Origin of the sequence: Streptomyces sp. NPDC057474 (assembly GCF_042802555.1) — a bacterium.
In the GTDB taxonomy this organism is placed as follows: domain Bacteria; phylum Actinomycetota; class Actinomycetes; order Streptomycetales; family Streptomycetaceae; genus Streptomyces.
This window is the reverse complement of sequence record NZ_JBHVDX010000036.1, coordinates 37945-57576: the sequence shown is the minus strand read 5'-3', so window position 1 is coordinate 57576 and position 19632 is coordinate 37945. Positions and strand designations below refer to the sequence as shown.

16 protein-coding genes and 2 pseudogenes are annotated in these 19632 nt (G+C 69.0%); 12 read left to right on the top strand and 6 right to left on the bottom strand.

All coding sequences use genetic code 11. The features are described 5' to 3' along the window. The 3 genes and pseudogenes from ACFU53_RS13605 to ACFU53_RS13595 form a co-directional block, all read left to right on the top strand. Positions 1 to 1189, top strand: a 1189-nt coding sequence (locus ACFU53_RS13605) for a PucR family transcriptional regulator (protein ID WP_383990400.1), incomplete at its 5' end; no start/stop codon positions are given. Between the two features lie 317 nt (positions 1190 to 1506). Beyond that, positions 1507 to 1701 (top strand): annotated as a pseudogene (locus ACFU53_RS13600) (transposase); the annotation flags it as partial. A 127-nt stretch (positions 1702 to 1828) separates the two neighbouring features. Further along, the gene (locus ACFU53_RS13595) at positions 1829 to 2344 is read left to right on the top strand and encodes a DinB family protein (protein ID WP_383990397.1); all 516 of its coding nucleotides are present in this window, start codon (positions 1829 to 1831) and stop codon (positions 2342 to 2344) included. 147 nt (positions 2345 to 2491) lie between these two features. Here the strand turns inward: ACFU53_RS13595 and ACFU53_RS13590 are convergent, their stop codons facing one another. The 3 genes from ACFU53_RS13590 to ACFU53_RS13580 form a co-directional block, all read right to left on the bottom strand. Beyond that, complete coding sequence (locus ACFU53_RS13590; protein WP_383990394.1) at positions 2492 to 3793, bottom strand: hypothetical protein; 1302 nt, start codon at positions 3791 to 3793, stop codon at positions 2492 to 2494. A gap of 227 nt (positions 3794 to 4020) precedes the next feature. Next, positions 4021 to 4986 carry a hypothetical protein gene (locus ACFU53_RS13585; protein WP_383990391.1) on the bottom strand — a complete coding sequence of 322 codons (966 nt, stop codon included), beginning with the start codon at positions 4984 to 4986 and terminating at the stop codon, positions 4021 to 4023. A gap of 373 nt (positions 4987 to 5359) precedes the next feature. Further along, positions 5360 to 6208 carry an SDR family oxidoreductase gene (locus ACFU53_RS13580; protein ID WP_383990389.1) on the bottom strand — a complete coding sequence of 283 codons (849 nt, stop codon included), beginning with the start codon at positions 6206 to 6208 and terminating at the stop codon, positions 5360 to 5362. 317 nt (positions 6209 to 6525) lie between these two features. Here ACFU53_RS13580 and ACFU53_RS13575 point away from each other — a divergent pair, with 317 nt between their 5' ends. From ACFU53_RS13575 to ACFU53_RS13550, 6 genes are all read left to right on the top strand, one after another. Continuing rightward, positions 6526 to 7146: a cupin domain-containing protein gene (locus tag ACFU53_RS13575; protein ID WP_383990386.1), complete on the top strand. Its 621-nt coding sequence runs from the start codon at positions 6526 to 6528 to the stop codon at positions 7144 to 7146. Beyond that, the gene (locus tag ACFU53_RS13570) at positions 7143 to 7583 is read left to right on the top strand and encodes an RrF2 family transcriptional regulator (protein ID WP_383990383.1); all 441 of its coding nucleotides are present in this window, start codon (positions 7143 to 7145) and stop codon (positions 7581 to 7583) included. Before ACFU53_RS13575 ends, ACFU53_RS13570 begins: the two co-directional genes overlap by 4 nt. Positions 7584 to 7741: 158 nt before the next feature. Next, on the top strand, positions 7742 to 8947 hold the full coding sequence (locus ACFU53_RS13565) for a globin domain-containing protein (protein WP_383990380.1): 1206 nt from the start codon (positions 7742 to 7744) through the stop codon (positions 8945 to 8947). 50 nt (positions 8948 to 8997) lie between these two features. Further along, positions 8998 to 9414: a hypothetical protein gene (locus tag ACFU53_RS13560; protein ID WP_383990377.1), complete on the top strand. Its 417-nt coding sequence runs from the start codon at positions 8998 to 9000 to the stop codon at positions 9412 to 9414. Continuing rightward, positions 9411 to 9917 carry a group III truncated hemoglobin gene (locus ACFU53_RS13555; protein ID WP_383990374.1) on the top strand — a complete coding sequence of 169 codons (507 nt, stop codon included), beginning with the start codon at positions 9411 to 9413 and terminating at the stop codon, positions 9915 to 9917. The genes ACFU53_RS13560 and ACFU53_RS13555 overlap by 4 nt, the downstream gene beginning before the upstream one ends. A gap of 167 nt (positions 9918 to 10084) precedes the next feature. After that, positions 10085 to 10558 carry a carboxymuconolactone decarboxylase family protein gene (locus ACFU53_RS13550; protein WP_383990371.1) on the top strand — a complete coding sequence of 158 codons (474 nt, stop codon included), beginning with the start codon at positions 10085 to 10087 and terminating at the stop codon, positions 10556 to 10558. Positions 10559 to 11168: 610 nt separating this feature from the next. On the opposite strand, the gene ACFU53_RS13545 is transcribed toward ACFU53_RS13550, so the two are convergent. Then, positions 11169 to 13574: an Orn/Lys/Arg decarboxylase N-terminal domain-containing protein gene (locus ACFU53_RS13545; RefSeq protein ID WP_383990368.1), complete on the bottom strand. Its 2406-nt coding sequence runs from the start codon at positions 13572 to 13574 to the stop codon at positions 11169 to 11171. A gap of 269 nt (positions 13575 to 13843) precedes the next feature. After that, the gene (locus ACFU53_RS13540) at positions 13844 to 14761 is read right to left on the bottom strand and encodes an aminoglycoside phosphotransferase family protein (protein WP_383990365.1); all 918 of its coding nucleotides are present in this window, start codon (positions 14759 to 14761) and stop codon (positions 13844 to 13846) included. A 186-nt stretch (positions 14762 to 14947) separates the two neighbouring features. On the opposite strand from ACFU53_RS13540, the pseudogene ACFU53_RS13535 reads away from it, so the two are divergent. After that, positions 14948 to 15373: pseudogene (locus ACFU53_RS13535) on the top strand (transposase); the annotation flags it as partial. Positions 15374 to 15417: 44 nt separating this feature from the next. On the opposite strand, the gene ACFU53_RS13530 reads toward ACFU53_RS13535, so the two are convergent. Then, a complete protein-coding gene (locus ACFU53_RS13530; protein ID WP_383990413.1) occupies positions 15418 to 15789 on the bottom strand; it encodes a cupin domain-containing protein in 372 nt (123 codons plus the stop codon). 277 nt (positions 15790 to 16066) lie between these two features. Here ACFU53_RS13530 and ACFU53_RS13525 point away from each other — a divergent pair, with 277 nt between their 5' ends. Together ACFU53_RS13525 and aceE are read left to right on the top strand one after the other, a co-directional pair. Then, positions 16067 to 16825, top strand: coding sequence for an SDR family oxidoreductase (locus ACFU53_RS13525; RefSeq protein ID WP_383990362.1), 759 nt, complete (start codon positions 16067 to 16069; stop codon positions 16823 to 16825). Between the two features lie 114 nt (positions 16826 to 16939). Continuing rightward, positions 16940 to 19624, top strand: coding sequence for a pyruvate dehydrogenase (acetyl-transferring), homodimeric type (aceE, locus tag ACFU53_RS13520; protein ID WP_383990359.1), 2685 nt, complete (start codon positions 16940 to 16942; stop codon positions 19622 to 19624). Positions 19625 to 19632 lie beyond the last annotated feature (8 nt).

Here is a 19632-nt window from a genome sequence, read left to right as displayed (position 1 = left end):
TGAGTTGCCTACGTGTCACACCCAGCGTCCTATCAGGTCCTGCCCCCACACGGGACCAGAACCCGAAATTGATCACGACCTCACACAGGCCCTAGGGGGCGGCCTCACCCTCCACGACTCGGACGGCACCGAATTGGCCCGAGCCGGCACCGACCCCCTTACCCCATCCCCGCAGGGCATCGCCACCTCCCGCACCGGTGGCCATGCCGTCCCGGTGGACGGCACCTGGGTGTGCGCCGTACTGGCCGGCTCGGAGCTCCTCGGCAGCATCGTCCTGACCGGACGCGCGGACCTGACCGCCGCCGACCGGCGCCTGTTCGAACGCGCCGCCCTGGTCGCCGCTCTCCTCCTGCTGCTGCGCCGCACTGTGGCCGAGGCAGAGGACCGTGTCCGCGGGGAACTCCTCGATGACCTGCTCACCTTCGATCAGCCCGGGGGACGCCACGACACCGGAAGTCTGACCATCCGCGCGCGCAAGCTCGGTATCAATCTCTCCCAGCCCTACGCCGTGCTCACCCTGGACACGGACAACGAGCCGCGTTCACACCTGTTCGCGGAAACCGTACGCCGGGCCCGCTCGCTGGGTGGGCTGGCGGGAGTCCGCGACGGCCACGTCGTACTCCTCGTGCCGTCATCGGATCCCGGTGCACTCGCCGCCGAACTGGCCCGGGACCTCGGGCAGGCAGCCGGTGCACCCGTCACCGTGGGATCCGCCGGCCCGGCCACCGGCCCCCAACAGCTTCCGGGTACGTACACCGAAGCCTGCCGCTGCCTCGACGCCCTGCACGCACTCGGCCGTACCGGAGACGGCGCCGACATCGCCGGCCTGGGGTTCCTCGGCGTCCTGCTCGGCAACCGATCGGACACCAACGGCTTTGTACAGCGCCTCCTTGGCCCCGTTCTCGCATACGACCAGCAGCGTGGCACCGAGCTGGCCCACACGCTCGACATCTACTACGCACATGGCGCAAGCCTGTCCAAGGCCAAGGACACCCTCCACGTGCACGTCAACACCGTGGTCCAGCGGCTGGACCGGGTCACACAACTTCTCGGCCCGGACTGGAACACCCCCACAAGAGCCCTCGAACTGCAGCTGGCCCTGCGGCTGCACCGCCTGAGCGGCCGCAAGACCCACCCTCCCAAGCCCGACACCACCCACAGGCACAGGGTCCGGACTGCTGCGCGTTGACCAGGCACCGTACGATCGCGGACGGGTCGTCCGTCCGTTCCTGTCGCTGCTCGGGGAGTCACCCGCGCTGGGGGCGGCCTCCGGCGCCCCGACGACCAACTGACGCCTGAGGAAGCCGAACTTCGCGAACGCCTCCAGGCCCAGGTCCTCCAGCGCTCGGAGGACGAGTAGCCAGCAAGATCAATCTTGGCGCCAACCACGGTTCCATTGATCCTACCGACGCCAATTGCGTTGGGTGCGAATAGGCGACACCCGTCCTGGAAGTCGTTTGCGGACAGCGAGCAAGCGGCCCCACCAGGGACGTTGACCTCGACATCGCGCGGATCCGGCGGGCGGTCAAGGCCCGCGGGCACTTCCCGAACGAGCAGGCAGCGTTGAAGTGCGTCTACATGGCGATCATGTCGCTCGATCCCACAGGCAAGGGCAAAGCCCGCTGGACCATGCGCTGGAAGACCGCACTGAACGCGTTCGACATCACCTTCGACGGCCGCCTCTCGGCGGCCCGTCAGTAGCCCCAACTACCCCAGTTACACCGCTCTTTTGGCAGACCCCGCAGCGTAGAAGAAGAGTGTCCACACTTGCCTGCGCGGCTTCTAAATCACGCGACACCGCCTCCAAGCTGTGGAAACCTCACCCGCGATGACACAACGAACCGATACACCCCCCACGTGGGACGAACGTACGCAGCTGGCCACCTTCCTGGATTACGCCCGTGACACGGCGCGAGCCAAGTGTGAGGGCGTGTCCGAGGAAGATGCCCGCAAGGCACCGCTCCCGAATTCACCGTTGATGACGATGTGCGGGCTGATCAGCCACCTGCGATGGGTCGAGCATCACTGGGTCCAGGTGATGTTTCTCGGTGAGGAGCCCGAGGGGCCGCTCACGAAGGCGACCGACGACGACCCCGACCCCGAGATGCGGACAGCGGTCGACATCCCGTTGCCCCAGCTTCTCGCCGAGTACGAGGAACAGAGCGCCCGCTATCGCCGCCTGGTGGCCGACCGCGACCTGAACTCAACGGCCGAGCGTCCTATCGGCGACGGCCGCCACGTGGACCTGCGCTGGGTGGTCCTCCACCTCATCGAAGAGATTTCCCGCCACAACGGTCACCTCGATGTCGTGCGTGAACTCGTCGACGGACAGACCGGCGTCTAACCTAGTGTCCTGCGCCAGTACATGAGCAGGTGGTACCGGAGCCGGAGCGGGGGTTCAGAGGCAGCCTGTCGACGGATGAAGCCGTCGCTTCGGCACTGATCTCGCCGTCCGTGGATCGGCGCCATGGGATGCCGGGGCCGTCCACGATCACGGAAGGCCCGGATGCGAGGGGCCGCACTCATGCAGATACGCCATCTCCTCGGCGTCCTCCGCCGATTCGACCGCTTCCGCGAGTTCCCCGACCTCACGAACCGCCCATGTGTGGCCGAGGAGGAGGTAGGGCAGGACATGACTCTGCCCGGTACGCCGGGCGATCCGGACGCCTCGGCTGATGTGGCGGACGCTGTCGTCGTAGCGCTCGGCGAGCAGTTCGGCCCAGCCCAGCTGGCTCGGCGGATCGAGGAAGGCGGTCAGCTCCTCGTCCTCCATCGCGTCCACGTCCGTCGTGGCATGCGTGGCATGCGTGGCATGCGTGGCATGCGCCACGGTCTCGCCGTCGTAGGCCGCGCCCAGGGCCCGGCACGCGGCGGCGACGGTGCGAGTCCCCCGGTCGCCGGTGCGCGTGGCGTGTTGCATTGCCGTGTCCAGGTAGGCCGCCGACTCGTCGTACGCCCGCTGGATCATCCGTACGGTCGCCAGCTCCAGCCGCAGAGGGCTGGCGACGGCGCTGGTCTCGGGCCACGCCCCCAGCTCCGTCTCCAGGACGGCGCGGGCCTCGCCGACGTTGCCCAGGATGCGTTCGACCTGCGCCTGCAGGGCCACCACCTCCACCCGCCGCCCGCCCTGGTCGGGTGGCAGCAGTTCCAGCGCCTCACCGAGCGTTTCCCGGAAACCGGCTAGGTCACCGGTCAGCCCCAGGGCGCGCGCCAGCGCCAGCAGTACGCCGAGCCTCGGCTCACCCGATGCGGCGGTGGGCTTCAGCAGCCGCATCGCTGCCCGCAACCAGGACGCGGCAGTCGCCGGGACGGAGTACATGGTGCGCTCGGCCGCCTCACACAGCAGCCGGACCGCCTCCAGGTCGCCGGGCTCGGCCGACCGTACGACGTACGGGGCCCGCTCCAAAGGGCCGGCCCCCGCGTCTCGCAGCGCCTGGTCGGCTCGTCCGTACGCGGCCAGCCACCAGCCGGGCGGCGACTCACCGGATATCAGCTCCCGCAGCAGCGGGTGTCTGAAACAGCGCCCCGACCAGGGAGCGCACTTGGCCGTTCGCCGGACACGGGCCGTCCGTGTGCGGCCCGGGGGATGCGTGAACCCGTGCATCGTCCCGAATCTCGCACACATCGGTGACGGTGAGCGGTCGGTGGGATGGCCGTGCACCAGCAGATGACTGGTGGAGGGCGACGCGGGTTCCGCCATGGCGTGGCAGGCGAAGCGCGCGAAGACATGGGCGCGCAGCCGGGACAGGACCTTTGACCGGATGGCACCCGTGCCGGTCGGTCCGGTCAGCACGTCCCGAACATCGGGCCCAGCAGCTGCAGTTCGGCGCCGGCCCCGAGCAGGTCTCGCCTCCTCGCGGACACCTGTACGGCAACGATCGAGCCGAGCGCTACTGAGCGGTGCGGGCGTCGGCGGTCCCGAGCGCGCAGAATCCGGCAGGCGCACATCGGGGCGCCGTCGTGGCGGGAGGCAGGACGGAAGGGGGGCGGCCCCCAGGACCGCCCTCTGCGCGTGTGTGATCAGCCGGTCAGGAGCTGCCACCGGTCCTGTTGTGCGGGGTCGAGACTGCTGCCCCACACCAGGGCCCCACCGACCAGGCCGGGCTTGTCCCGCGTGGCCAGCGCCGGGGCTTCCAGCATGTCGGCGGCCTCTTCCAGGTAGGTGACCAGCGTGTCGAGCTCGTCGTCGGGACTCTCGTCGTAGCGGGACCAGTGGCCCAGGTAGCCGGTCGCGGTGTCCAGGTACAGACCCGAGGTGCTGTCAGCCGGGCCGAGGGCGACAACCGGAATCCAGGTCGGCCTCCACACAGTGATCCGCTCGTCTTCGGGGCGGTCGGCGTTGTAAGTCTCCTGGCTGGCCTGAGAGTTGCTCTTCAACCGGTAGGCGGCGGACACGGCGTCCAGAGTCATCAGAGCTCGGTTGCCGGGCAGGCATCCCCGACCGTTGGCCCCGTCATCGCCCGCAGTCAACAGCCACAGGACCCGCAGCTCGACGGGTATCCGAACGCCGAGGTCGCCTTCCAGCGCGGCGATGGCGGCGGGGCCGGCGCCGGCCCGGAGGGCGGCGTAGGAATCGGGGGCATTGTGCTGGAGCCAGCGGGTGACGCGATGCCAGGCGTCGGCGATCTGCCGTACGGTGACCGCGTCACCCGCAGGGTCAGCACGCTGCTCCTGCTCGATTTCCTGCTCCTGCTCCTGCTCCTGCTCCTGCTCCTGGGCAGGGGCGGCGGGCTCGGCGGAGGGGGCCAGGTTCACGTACCGGACCTCGATCCGGTCGGGCTCGCGGATGTAGCCGACGGCCAGGGCGGGGCAGTCCTCGAACAGGTCGCCGTCGACCATCACGGTGAGGATGCCGGGCAGATGCGAGGGCCGGCCCATGTCCGGGGCGTCGGCCAGTCGGCCGGCGAGAACCTTCAGGGCGTAAGGCACGCCGGCTCCCAACTGGGGGGCGGTGTCGCGGACGAGCGCAGGGATCTCGACGTTCACGACCTGATCCTCCTTGTTGGCCGGATGGAGCTGGGCCCCTCCCACAGTAGGAGACCCGCGCTCACGGCGAGTGGCGCGGGCGTCCCGTCGTACGGGGCCAGGTCAGGTGGTTGCGGGGTGCACTGCGGGCTGCCGCTGGAAGCTCCCGTCAAATGTCACGCCCACCAGCTTCCTTGCACCCGGCGGCCGCCGCCGGACCCCGGTGTGGGTCGGCACCCAAGGCACGGTCCGTTGCAGGAAGTTGGGCGTTTCTTCACAGCCTCCGCCTCCGATGCCGCTGACCACGGCAGGCTGGGATATGGAGAGGAAGGCGGCCATCGTCGTGAGTACGGAAATTCTGGAGTGACGGGCCCCGAACCTTGAAGTCCACGTACTACGCGGGGGCTGTCGCCATGAAGGCGTCCGCGTGCTGCCCAGCCCACTGGGCGAAAGTACGGGCCGGCTGGCCGGTGACCTTCTCGACAGTGTCGACGACCGTACGGCCGACCACCGGGGTGTCCCCGTACGCCTGGAGCAGGAAGCCGATCACGTCCTCCGGGTGGCCCGCCGCCCGCCATTGCGCGACGGCCTGTTCCTCGGTCAGTTCGATGAGGGCGATCGCCCGGCCCCGGGCTGCAGCGATCGACACCACCTTGTCGCCGACGGTCAGCAGCTCGGGGCCGGTGATCACGTATTCCTGGCCCGCGTGGCCCTCCTCGGTGAGCGCGACCGCGGCGACAGCGCCGATGTCACCTTCGTGCACCATGGCGCTCAGCCGGGAGACGAACGGCTCGCGGACTTCGCCCGAGGCCACGATCCCGTCCGCCCACTCCAGGGCGTTGGCCATGAACTCGACCGGCATGAGCACGGTCCAGTCCACACCGTCGTCGGCACGCACCGCGTCCTCCAGCGGGGACGGCCCGCCGCCATGCAGCACGGTGACCCGGCATACGCCGGCCGCGCGGGCCAGGTCCAGGATCTGCGGGCCGGTCTCTAGCGGGGCGAAGTAGGCCCCGCCGAAGGTGATCAGATGGACGCCGGTGACGTTTTCCAGGGCCGGGATCAAGCTGTCGGGCTCGGCCAAATCGCCCTGGACGACCTCAACTCCGACCGGAAGAGCGGCCCTGGACGCATCCCGGGTGAGGGCGCGGACCGCGTGGCCGCGGGCGAGGAGTTCGGCGACGACCTGACGGCCAACAGTTCCGGTGGCACCGGTGACAAGAATCTTCTGCGTCTGTGTCATGCGACGACCGTAGGAAGTCTTGCGGTCAGATTCTGTCCGCAAGACTCGCGCCGGAGCCCGCCACGCCACGCGAAATCCCTCCAACGGGCGGATGAGATGTCCGCGTTCCGCCTGGGCCGGGTGGAGCTGGACAAGGTGCGGCCGAACCGGCCGACGACGCTGGCGCGGGCCGGCCGGGAGTCGCAGACGCAGAGCCTGCGGGGCACGCCGGAGCCAGTGCGCATGCGCTGCTCACGTCGACGGTGCGGCGGCACCTGGACGTGTCCGCGACCGGCGGACGGTCCCGACGGCTGCCCCGAACCGTCACGAAGTTGTGGATGAGACCCAGTACAACCGTAGAAGGTGACTTCCTCAACGACAGTCTTGATCCCCCTGGAGCCCGGCAGCGCGGGTCCCCGCCGCACCGACACCCCGGCCCGGCGTTCGGTTACGTGATCAAGGGCGAGACGACCTTCGAACTGGAGGGCGAACCGCAGCGCGTCATCAAGGTTGGAGAGACGTTCTGGGAGCCGGGAGACGATGTCATCCGCCTACCAGGGCGGCAACAACCTCCCGGGCGCCGGGACGGTATACATGGCCACGCTGCTCGGCACCCCCGGGCAGCCGGTACTCGTGCCGGTGAGCGCGGAAGGACTCGAGCACGTCAGGACCGCCGGGCGCCTCGCGCGGCCGTTCTTACCTTCAGCCGCCTTGCCGTACGCCGCCCTGCCGCCTGCCGCCTTGCCCTACGCCGCCTTGCCACCTGCCGCCTGCCGCCTGCCGCCTGCCGCCTTGCCCTACGCCGTCTGCCGTCTGCCGTCTGCCGTCTGCCGTCTGCCGTCTGCCGTCTGCCGTCTGCCGTCTGCCGTCTGCCGTCTGCCGTCTGCCGTCTGCCGAGACGTATACCACTCCCTCGAAATACGCATCCTCCATGCAACATTGATAGTCTGCCGCTGTGAGGCTGACCAGATACACGGATCTCGCACTTCGGGCAGTGATGCGCCTGGCCGTCGTGGACGGCGAGGAGTTGCTGACCACGCGACAGATCTCCGACTCCATGAACGTCCCCTATACGCACATGGCGAAGACCATCGCGCAGTTGCAGCATCTTGGGGTGATCGAGGCGCGGCGCGGGCGCAATGGCGGGCTGGCTCTCACCGACGTAGGCCGGAGCACCCCGGTGGGGGACCTGGTCAGGACACTCGAGGGGGACCGGGAAGCCGTGGTGTGCGAGGGCGACACCCCCTGCCCCCTCGCAGGCGCCTGCCGGCTGCGGCGGGCCCTACGAGAGGCGCAGGAGGCGTTTTACTCCTCACTGAACGGTGTGACCGTTGCCGATCTGGTGACGTCACCGACGGGACCGGTACTCGTGGCGCTGGGCACTCACCCGGACTGACCGCCCGACCGCCGACGACACCGCACAGGACCGCCGCCCTGCGTCACCCGCGGCCCCACCGTTCACAATGTTGGATCACGACCACCAAGCAAAGGTCGCGACCAAAAATATGCATGCTATCTACCAATTCAATCAACATCGATCTAGGAGTGTGTCTGATGCTTTCTGCGCAGTCGGCCCCCGTCGTACGGGCAACGCTTCCTGTGGTGGGCGCCTCACTGACCGAGATCACGGAGCTGTTCTACCGGCGGCTGTTCGAGGAGCGTCCGGAGCTGCTGCAGCATCTGTTCAACCGGACCAACCAGGCCACCGGCGCCCAGCGCGAGGCACTGGCCGGCTCGGTGGCGGCCTTCGCCACCCTCCTGGTCGAGCGGCCCGACGAACGCCCGGACGCCATCCTGGCGCGCATCGCCCACAAGCACGTGTCACTTGGCATCACCGCCGACAAGTACCCCTTGGTCGGACGCCATCTGCTCGGAGCGGTCGCCGAGGTCCTCGGTGATGCCGTCACCGCCGAGGTCGGCGCCGCCTGGGACGAGGTCTACTGGCTGATGGCCAACGCCCTGATCGCCATCGAGGCCCGCCTGTACACCGAGGCCGGCGTGGAGAACGGCGACGTGTGGCGGCGCATGGAGGTAGCCGAGCTCCGCCAGGAGTCCGCCGACGCCGTCTCCCTGGTCCTGCGCCGGACCGACAATCGTCCCACCGTTCCCTTCCGGCCCGGTCAGTACGTCAGTGTCCGCGTCGAACTACCCGATGGCGCCCACCAGATCCGCCAGTACAGCCTGTCGACCGCACCCGATCACAAGACCTGGCGCATCACCGTCAAGCGCGAGAAGGCCGCCGACGGCACCGTCCCGGACGGCGAGGTCTCGTCCTGGCTGCACGCCCACGCCGAGGTGGGTGACATCCTGGATGTCTCGCTGCCCGCGGGTGACCTCGTACTGCCCGAGGGTGGCAGCCCCCTCTTCCTCGCCTCCGCCGGCATCGGTATCACCCCCATGCTGTCGATGCTCGACCACCTCGCCCTCACGTCCTCCTCGCGTCCTGTCACCGTCCTTCACGCCGACCGGACCCCCCGCGACCATGTCCACCGTGACGAACAGGCGGACCTCGTCAGCCGACTGACCAGTGCCGATCTTCACCTGTGGTACGAGAACGACGCACACCACTCCCCCGGTACCAACGTCTTCGCCGGCCGAGCCACGCTCGACCACCTCACCCCGGCCCCCGACACCACCGCCTACCTCTGCGGACCGTTGCCTTTCATGCGCATGGTGCGGGGCGAGCTGCTGACCAAGGGGCTGCACCCCTCCGCCATCCACTACGAGGTCTTCGGCCCCGATCTCTGGCTCGACAAGTAAGGGGCGGGCACGACATCAACCGTCGATCCCGGTTTTGAGGATGTGCGCTCATGAACACTGCCAACGTGTCGGCCTACTTGTGCTGCGTGTGGATCGGTGCGGTCATGGCCATCTCTTTCCTTGAGGCCCCCCTGAAGTTCCGGGCAACCGGCATCACCCTGCCTCTCGGCCTGGCCATGGGGCGGGTGGTGTTCCAAGCCCTCAACCGGATGGAAGCGATTCTGCTGGTGGCGGCCTGCGCCATGGCCGTCACTCGGGGGCCCACCGCACTCGTACTCCTGCCCGCGGCGGCGATTCTGGCCGCGCAGATGCTGCTGCTCCGCCCCCGCTTGGATCGCAGGGCGCAGCGCCTGATCAACGGGCTTCCCGTACGACGTTCGCGACTTCACCTCCTGTACGTCGTCGGCGAGGTCCTGAAACTGGTGGCGCTGTTCCTGGCCGCATTCGCCCTCGGAGGACCCGCATGACCCACGACGACCGGCGGCAGCCGCCCGCCGCACCGGGGCAACTCCCCGACATCCGGGACCGGCAGGACGTGGAGCGACTGGTCAAGGCGTTCTACGACGAGGCCCTCGGTGATCCTCTCATCGGTCCGCTGTTCACGGAGGTGGCCCGGGTCGACATGGCCGCCCATCTGCCCGTCATGGCCGACTTCTGGGAGAGCGCCCTGCTCACCCCGGGCGTCTACCGCCGCAACGCCCTCCGCGCACACCGCGACCTGCACTCCAAGAGCCCGCTTCGCGCCGAGTACTTCGATCGCTGGCTGGAACTGTGGACCGCCGCCGTACGCCGGCGGCACGCGGGACCAGTGGCCGACCGGGCGGTCGTCAAGGCGCACGCCGTGGCCCGGGCACTGCTGCACAACACCGCGGGCGACGGACGGCCCCGCCCGGATCGTGGGCCTGTCTTCGTCGACATCGGACAACCGTCGCCCGGCCAGGTACGGGCTTCGCGTCCAACCCCAAGCTGATGCACGGCTTCTCCCTGCATCTTCGTCCCGGTCAAGCCAGAGCCGCCTTATGCCCGGGCCGCCGAGAAACGAAGGCGTGAGACGCACGTCACACCGGCCTTCTTGTCACACATCGCGGGGCCACCCCGGTCAGTGGTGTGTATCCGCCACACGGCAAGGAGATCACCGTGGAATCGCGCCTCAACTACTTCGGCCACCCTCTCGCGGGAAAGGTGCTGAAGCACATCAACTCGGCCGGCAAGGTGGTTTCGGACTCGACACTGCCGACCGCGGTCCAGGAGCTGGTGAAGATTCGCGCAAGCCAGATCAACGGCTGTGGCTTCTGCACCGACATGCACACCAAGGACGCCACCCAGGCGGGAGAGACCCCGCAGCGCCTCAACCTGGTCGCTGCCTGGCGCGAGGCCAAGGTCTTCACCGAAGCCGAGCGCGCCGCCTTGGAATTGACGGAGCAGGGCACCCGCATCGCCGACGCGGCCGGTGGTGTCACCGATGAAGCCTGGGCGAACGCCGCGAAGCACTTCGACGAGGAGCAACTCGTCGCCCTGATTTCCCTCATCGCCGTCATCAACGCCTACAACCGCATCAATGTCATCAACCAGCAGCCTGCCGGGGACTACCAGCCTGGCCAGTTCGGCTAGACACGTTCCCGGTCAGGTACACACGGTCCGTCTCCACGCCGCCCCGACCCCCGGCGGGGAGACGGACTACCGGCGTCAACCGCTCCGTCCGCAGTGTCGGCACCCCATGTCGGGACCGCTTCAAGTCCAGGGCCTGGGCGATGGCGGAGACGGACACGGGCGGCGATGACGGCGAGGTCGTGGCGCGACGGCACGCGCGGGAGGTCCCACTCCCCCCGGCTGAAGCCGCAGGAAGGGCAGGCACGGCCGGGTCGGCGGCCGACTGCCGGTCCCGGACGGGCACGGCGGCGGGTTTTTGTGAGGGTGGCGGGCTGGTGGGTGCCCAGCGGGCGGTGGAGAGGCGGGTAGCCCGGCTCCTGGCCGCGCGCGGTGCGGGGGAGGCCTCGGTGATGTCGGTGCAGTGCGCGGCGAGCGCGGCGTTCACGATTCTGTCGTCCAGGACCGGCTCACGGCGTCGGCCGCGCTGGACGACGGCGAGGCGGAGACGGCCCGGCCGCAGGCCATCGACCGGCGCTGGAAGCGGGACCCCAGCAAACGTTCGCCATCGCCTCTCAGCAACCCACATCGGCCCCCAACAACTCAACTGCACAATCACGTTGACAGCGCCCCGTCAGGACCGCTCATGGGTTTCCTTCGGATGCCTGCGCTGGGCCGGTGTCACGGTACGGCGTTCCTGTGCGGCGTCGGCGCTTGTTTCGTCACCGGCTGTCGGTCGCAGGCATTCGATGAGGTAGTCGCCGGTGTCGGGGTCGAGAGTCACGCCATGGGTTTCGCTGCGGAATCCAGGAAAGCAGCGGTCGAAGGATTCGAGGGCGGTGAGGTAGCGCAGCAGCGGGCCGTCGGCGGCGCCGACGCTCTCGCCGGGCATGAGGACGGGGATGCCGGGCGGGGTGACGGTGATCATGGCGGCGGCCACCTGGCCCGGCGCTTCGGTCAACCGTACGCGGTGGGTGCCGCCGCGGATCAGGCGCTGATAGCACAGCTGCGGTGGAGTGACCGGTTCCGGCAGTTGCTGGAAAGCAGTGTCCAGCAGGTCGACGAGACGGACAGAGCGCAGGTGGTCGTGCATGTCCTGGCACAGCTCGCGCAGGGTTTGGCCGGCGTACCGCCTGGGATGCTCGGCGACCAGTGCGGGCAGGACCCGGTCGAGGGGGGCGTCCTCGTCGTAGAGGGCCTTGAAGTCCATCAGGGCGTCGAGGAGGGTGCCCCATTTGCCCTTGGTGATACCCATGGAGAACAGGACGAGCGTCGTATAGCTGTCGGTCTTTTCCACGACGATATGGCGGGTGGCCAGGTATGCGGTGAGCACTCGTGCCGGGATGCCCCACTCGCCGGTCGCGCCGGTCGCGTCGATGCCCGGGCAGGTCAGGGTGACTTTGACCGGGTCGAGCATGCAGTAGCCCTCGGTCAGCCCCGGGAACCCGTGCCAGGCAGCACCGGGTTCCAGGTGCCAGCAGGTCGGCTCGGTGCGCAGCAGGTCGGCCGGGGTCTCGTCGAACGGCAGTCGGGTGCCTGTGCTCGGGTCGGTGACCGTCTCGGGTTGCCACACGCCGAAGAACCACGGCGGTCGGTCGCCGGCCTCCTCGATACGGCGCCGGATGCGGACCATCTCCTGGCGGAAACGGACCGCTTCGGTCACGGCCTCGTCGATCAGCCAGCGGCCCTGCGGCCCGTCCATCATCGCTGTCGCCACGTCCAGCGAGGCGATCATCGGATAGAGCGGGGAGGTGGTGCCGTGCATCATCAGCGCCTCGTTGAACCGGTCGTGCTCAACGGGCGCCCGTGGGGCGGGCCTGACGTGGACCATGGCGCTCTGCGAGAGCGCGGCCAGCAGCTTGTGGGTGGACTGGGTTGAGAAAACCGTCGGCCGGTCCGAGCCGGGGAAGGTGTTCTCGTCCACCGACATGCCGTACCGGCCCGCGTAGAGCGGGTGGAAGCGGGCGTACGCGAACCATGCCTCGTCGAAATGCAGCCGGGGTGTACTCGCGGCGAACGCCTGTGCCGCCATCGGGGCGTCGTAACACAGGCCGTCGTACGTGGAGTTGGTGAAGACGGCGTACTGAGCGTGCGGCGACACGGCACCCCGGGTCAGTGGGTTCGCGGCGATCCGGGCCGCGACGGAGTCCGCCGCGAGTTCCGCCGGGGGCAGCGGACCCGCCAGACCGTAACCGTTGCGGGTGGGGATCAGGTAGACCGGGCGGGCGCCGGAGACGACCAGCCCGTGCAGCACCGACTTGTGGCAGTTGCGGTCCACCAGCGCGATCTCGTCGCGGGTGACGCTGAAGTGGCCGACCACGCGGTTGCAGGTGGAATCTCCGTGCAGCACGAAGTACGTGAGGCCGGCGCCGAAGACCCGGGCGGCGTTGCGCTCCGCCTCGCCGATCGGGCCGGTGTGCTCGAACAGCGAGCCGAGCTCCCCCACGGAGATCGACAGGTCACTGCGCAACAGCCGTTCCCCGAAGTAGTCGTGGAAGGCCCGGCCCGCGGGCGACTTCAGCAGGGCGACACCGCCGGAGTGGGCCGGGGTGTGCCAGGAGTACTCGTGCGCGTCGTCGAAGCGGCGCAGCGCCCGGAAGAAGGGCGGCAGGACGGCATCTTGGTAGGTGCGCGCGGCGGTGGTGATCCGGCCCGCGATGAATCCTGGAGTGTCCTCCAGCGGCCACACATGGCCCACGACCGACTCCGACACCCACAGCGGCAGGTCCCGTACGCCGTCGTCGGTCATGACCAAGAAGACCGGGAGGTCCTGGAACCGCCGGCCGATGGAGCGCAGCACGGCGGCGCCCCCGGGCTCGCCGTCCGCGCCCCCTTGGCCCGGTAGTTCCCAGGCGACCAGTGCCGCGGCCAGCCCCGCCTCCGTCCGCAGCACCGCCTCGGCGTCCGCGACATTTACCGCCCATCGGACGTCGAATCCCCGCTTCTCGATCGCCTCAGCAATGCGCGCCAGCTGCTCGGCACCGGCACCCTCATCCTGTGGACGTTCCCGTACCGCGACCAGGACCCTGCTGTCCGCCATGAGACCCCTCTCGGCGGCCCACGCCGCCACCGGCTCAGTTTCCGAGCGGACCGGCTGATCCCGCAGCCTCACAGCCGTAAACCACCCGCAGGACGGAACCAGTGAGCTTGAGCTTTACGCGGCGCCGGCCTTCCCAGCCGAGCTCGATCAGGGCGTCGGTGCTGTCGGTGATTGGCCTGCCCCGAAAGGGCGAGGCCTGTGTGTCGGCCGCGAGCGAGCCGATGGCTGTACCACCTCAGCTGGTCTTGACCTCCCGCCGAGGTGCTTGATCACTGGTGGATCGATGCGGTGAGTCGTTGCAGTGCGGCCTGGGCGGGTGGGCCCCAGGTGGGCTTGCCGCCGGGGCGGCCGTGGACGCCGGCGTCTCCGATGTGGATGCAGGCGAGGGCGCGCAGCACCGCCCAGCCGCGAGCGCGCCGTAGGGTCGCGGCGTCCGGGCTTGGCTGGTAGGTCTCGTGGAAGAGGTCGGCGGCGCCGTCCGGCAGCAGGATCCAGGCGGCGGCGAGGTCACAGGCCGGGTCGCCGGCGAAGAGGTCGCCGAAGTCGATCACGCCGCAGAAGGTGCCGTTCGCGGTCAGGATGTTGGCTGGGTGCAGGTCGCCATGGAGCCAGAGTCTTGGGCCTGCCCAGTCGGGTGCGGCGGCGGCATCTTCCCAGACCGCGCGGACGGCGTCCGGGTTGCTGATCAACCCCAGTTCGGTGGCCGAGGCGAGCCCATGAGCGAAGGGTTCGGCGGTGTCGGCCAGCGGGCCACCGCGGTCTCGGCCTGCGGGCGCCCCGTCGGGGGCGGGGCGGTGGAGGGCGGTCAGGAAGGCGGCCAAGGTGACGGCCGCCTCCGCGGCGCGCGTAGCGGGGGCGTGGTCGGCGGGCTCGCCCGGTACCCAGGTGGTGACGAGCCAGGGCCGCGGAAACCGTTCGGAGGGCTCACCAAGACGCTGCGGGACGGGAATCTGCAGCGGAAGGTGCGGGGCGAGGGTGGGCAGCCAGGCGTGTTCCTTGCGCAGCAGCGCGTCCGCAGACTGCGTAGCCCAGGGCAACCGGACGGCGAGGTCGTCGCCGAGCCGCCACACTTGGTTGTCCCAGCCACGTGCTCCGAGCTTCAAGGGGCGATCCGCCAGGTCGGGGTGCTGTTCGCGCAGCAGATCCCGGATCAAGTCCTCGGTGATGTCCGTCTCGGTGGCTGTCATGTGGAGCAACGGTAGTCGGGGAGCGGTCTACCTGGGCTTCGGACGAATCCCAGTCAAGTTCCGGCGTCGAACGCACCTCGCACTTGATCGGCGTTTACGCAGTCCAGCGGACGTGACGGCGGCCTCCGACTGATCCCACTCCGGTCGGAGTTGCACGCGTGTCTGATGGCGCGGGGCGACGCGTTGTTCGAGTTCGGCGACCCGGCAACCTGGGGCACCGAGCAGGCCGTGACGGCCACGGATACCCGGCTCTACGGGAAGGCGACCGCGCAGGCGTGGGGCCGTCTGCACCCGCGTGCTGACCCGCCGGGCCGCATGGCTTGATCACGACGGACCGCCACCCATCATCGAGGGCACCGTCATCCTCCTGACCGTGGAGAAGCTGCCCAGCGACGGGGTCGACAAGCCGGTATGGCTGTGGTGGTCGCGCACCGACGCCACCCAGGCGGACGTCGACCGCTGCTGACAGTCCTTCCTCCACCGCTTCGACATCGAGCACACGCTTCGCCCGTTCAAGCAGGCACTCGGCTGGACCAAACCTGGCTTCGCAGCTCGGAAGCAGCGGACCGGTGGACGTGGTTGGCGATCGCCGCCTACGCCCATCCCCGGCTCACCGGCCATCGACCAGTCGACCATTGGGGACAGGAAGACCCCGGTCAGCCCGCGGGGCGCGGTGCGCGCAGGTGGGCCCGTTGAGCGAGTTCTTCCTCGTCGACCAGTGTGAGCATCGGCTCGCCCGGCGCGCACAGCATGGTCACGACGAACCGGCAGGGCGCGTCCGGCAGGGCATTGCCGTCCTGGTAGTGGATGACGTCTCCGCCCGGTTCCCAGAAGGTCTCCCCGGCCTTGACCACGCGCTCCGGCTCTCCCTCCAGTTCGAAGCGCACCGCGCCCTCGATCACGTACCCGAACGCCGGCCCCGAGTGGCGGTGCGGAGGGGTGCCGACGTCACCGGGCGGCCACTCGACCAGGAGGGTCATCCCCGAGGCGCCCTCGGGAATGTGCGGCGGCTTGGCATCCTGGAGCATCGTCGCCGCGGTCTTCCAGACCTCGGAACGCGGGTTGTCGCCGGTCGGCGTACCTGTCGAGTCGTTGCTTGGCACTGTTGCACCTCCATGGGTTTCACATTCGAGGCCGTTCACCCGCTGCCTCAATGGGGAGACCGGATACGCCCTGCGTCTGTGACAGTTGTCGCCCTTGCTGTCACAACAGTGGTACGTGGTCTGTCGTATGTAGTGCATGCGGCCACTACGCCGCCACCAGGACACCAGGGGCGCGCTGCCCCGTCGTTGGAAAGGGATCCAGATGAGGGTAGTTGTCGCAGGGGCCACGGGCCGGATCGGCTCCAAGACGGTTGCGCGGCTTCGTGATCACGGTGTGGAGGTCGTGCCCGTCTCACGTCACCATGGTGTCGATGTGATCACGGGGGACGGTCTGGACGAGGCTCTGCGGGGCGCCGAGGTGCTGGTGGATGTCACCGATGCGCCCGCGCGCACCGAGGGGGCGGGGCTCCAGTTCTTCCGTGCCGCCACGACCAACCTCCTGGCCGCCGCGGTCGCGGCCGGTGTCGAGCATCATGTGGTCCTCTCCGCCGTGGGAGCCGACTTGCTGTGGTCGGACTACTTCCGCGCGAAGCTGCTCCAGGAGGACATGGTGCGGAATTCGCCTGTTCCCCACTCCATCGTGCGGGCCACTCCGTTCTTCGAATCCATCGAAGTCATGGTGGAGAAGAACACCTACTACGATCGCGTACACGTTGCGCCGGTTCTCGTTCGTCCCGTGTCGACGGAAGACGTCGCCGTCGCCGTCGCGCATGTCGCCGTAGGTGTGCCGCTGTTCGGCATCCGCGAGGTCGCCGGCCCGGACGTGCGTCAGCTCGACGAGCTGGCGTCCGAGGTGCTGACTGCCCGCGGTGACACGCGAGTTGTCGTCCCCGACGCACAGGCCCGGTACTTCGGTGCCGAGTTGCGGGAACGAACGCTGCTGCCCGGAGCCAATGCCCACGTGGGCCGCATGTCGTTCACCGAGTGGCTCGCGCAGCCCGTCGTCCACACGAACGGGTGAGCGGTCGGGCCACCGCGAAACGCCCCAGTGCCACAGGCCGTCGGAAGCGAGCCCGGAAGCAAGCCCCACCGGCAGCCGCCTTCTCCCGTTCCCGCCACACACAGGAAAGCTGTCATGAGTGACCCAGTCCAGCCCGCAGAGCTCCCCTCGACGAGTGAACTCGATCAGCTGCCCGACCGTGACGCCGAGGAGACCGCGGAATGGCAGGCGTCGCTCGACGCCGTCGTCAGACACGCTGGGCCCGATCGCGCCGTGTACCTGCTGCGGCGCGTGCACGAGTACGCGGCCAGGTCCGGGGTGGCCCTCCCCGAGCTGCTGTCCACGGACTACATCAACACGATCCCGGCGTCGTCCCAGCCGGCCTTCCCGGGCGATATCGCCATGGAGACCCGCATCACCGCGCTGAACAGGTGGAACGCGGCCGCGATGGTCACCCGCGGTTCCCGACTGGGCCTCGGCGGCCATATCTCGACCTATGCCTCGGCGGCGTGGCTCTACGAGGTCGGGTTCAACCACTTCTTCAAGGGCAAGGACGCCGACGGTTCCGGGGACCAGCTGTACCTGCAGGGGCATGCCTCGCCCGGCATCTACGCGCGGGTGTTCCTGGAAGGCCGGCTGCGCGAGGAGCAGTTGGACGGTTTCCGACGCGAGGCCGACGGTCACGGCCTGCCGTCCTACCCGCACCCCCGGCGCCTGCCATGGCTGTGGGAGTTCCCGACCGTCTCCATGGGGCTCGGCCCTCTAGCCGCCGTCTACCAGGCCAGATTCAACCGCTACCTGCACAACAGAGGCATCAAGGACACGTCCGGGTCGCGTGTATGGGCCTTCCTGGGTGACGGAGAAGTGGACGAGCCCGAGTCGACGGCCGCGCTGGAACTCGCCGCCCGTGAGGATCTCGACAACCTCACCTTCGTCATCAACTGCAACCTGCAGCGGCTGGACGGTCCGGTGCGGTCGAACTCCAAGATCGTGCAGGAGCTCGAGGCACGGTTTCGCGGTGCGGGCTGGCATGTGGTGAAGACGCTCTGGGGTGAGGCCTGGGATCCCGTTCTGCAGCAGGACACGGACGGCTCCCTTGTCCGCCGCCTCGGTGAGGTACCGGACGCTCAGCTCCAGACGTACGCCGCTCGGGACGCCGCCTACATACGCAAACACTTCTTCGTCGGTGACGAGTTGTCCCACCTCGCCGCGGGCCTGAGCGACGCGCGGCTCGCCGATCTGTTCGAGAACTCCCGGGGCGGGCACGAACCCCTCAAGGTCCACGCCGCCTATAGGGCCGCGGTCGAGCACCGGGGGAAGCCGACCGTGGTCCTGGCCCAGACGGTGAAGGGCCACACGCTGGGGTCGGGCTTCGAGTCCCGCAACGCCAACCATCAGATGAAGAAGCTGACCATGGCGCAGTTCCGTCAGATGCGCGACGCGTTGGAACTCCCCATTCCGGACAGCGCGTTGCGCGGTGACCTGGTGCCGTACTGGCACCCCGGTGAGGAGGCGGAAGAGGTGCGCTACCTCCGCGAGCGGCGTACCGCTCTGGCGGGCCCCGTCCCGGTACGGAGGGTGGTGGCCAAGCCGCTCCGGCAGCCGCCGTCCGGCCCGTTCGAGACCCTCCAAAAGGGTTTCGGGAAGCAGGAGGTGGCCACCACCATGGCGCTGGTCCGGCTGGTCAAGGACCTGATGCGCGTCGAGGGGACGGGGCGGCGCTGGGTGCCCATCGTCCCCGACGAGGCACGTACGTTCGGCTTGGAGTCGCTGTTCCCCACGGCCGGGATCTACTCGCCGAAGGGCCAGACGTACGAGCCGGTCGACGCCGATCAGCTACTGCACTACCGGGAGTCCACGGACGGTCAGCTCATCGACGAGGGCATCACCGAAGCCGGGTCGGTGGCCGAGTTCACGGCCGCGGCGACGTCGTACGCCACACATGGCGAACCCATGATTCCCTTCTACATCTTCTACGCCATGTTCGGGTTTCAGCGCACCGGCGACCAGTTCTGGGCCCTGGCCGACCAGATGGGCCGCGGCTTCGTCATCGGGGCGACGGCCGGCCGTACGACGATGACCGGCGAGGGACTGCAACACGCCGACGGGCATTCGCACCTCCTGGCCTCCACGAATCCGGCCGCCGTGAGCTACGACCCGGCCTTCGGGTACGAGATCGCGGTGATCGTCAAGGAGGGCCTGCGCCGGATGTACGGCGACCGGCCCGAGGACGTCTTCTACTACCTGACGGTCTACAACGAGCCCAAGCAGCAACCGGCCATGCCCGGCGGACCGTCGGTCGAGGCAGGGATCCTGCGGGGCATGTACCGGTTCCGGCAGGCGGAGCCCCACGACGCCGGACCGCGGATCCAGCTGCTGTCCTCCGGCACCGCCATCCACTGGGCGCTGAAGGCCCAGGAGCTGCTGTCCCAGTGGGGAGTCCACGCCGACGTCTGGTCGGTGACGTCTTGGACGGAGCTGCGCCGCGACGCCCTGTGTGCCGACATGGCGCGGCTGCGGGGCGAGGAGCGCGTCCCTTATGTGACGGCGGTGCTGTCGGGCGCACCGGGGCCCGTCCTGGCGGTCAGCGACTGGATGCGGCAGGTGCCGGACCAGATCAGCCAATGGGTCGAGCAGGACTACGCGTCGCTCGGGACGGACGGTTTCGGGCTGTCGGACACCCGCGACGCCGTGCGCCGCTATTTCCACGTGGACGCCGAGTCGATCGTCGTAGCCGCCCTGGACCGGCTGGCACGCACCGGAGCGCTTGCCCCGGAGACGGTCGTCCAAGCACGCGCCCGCTACGACTGGCAGGGCTGAGCACCTCG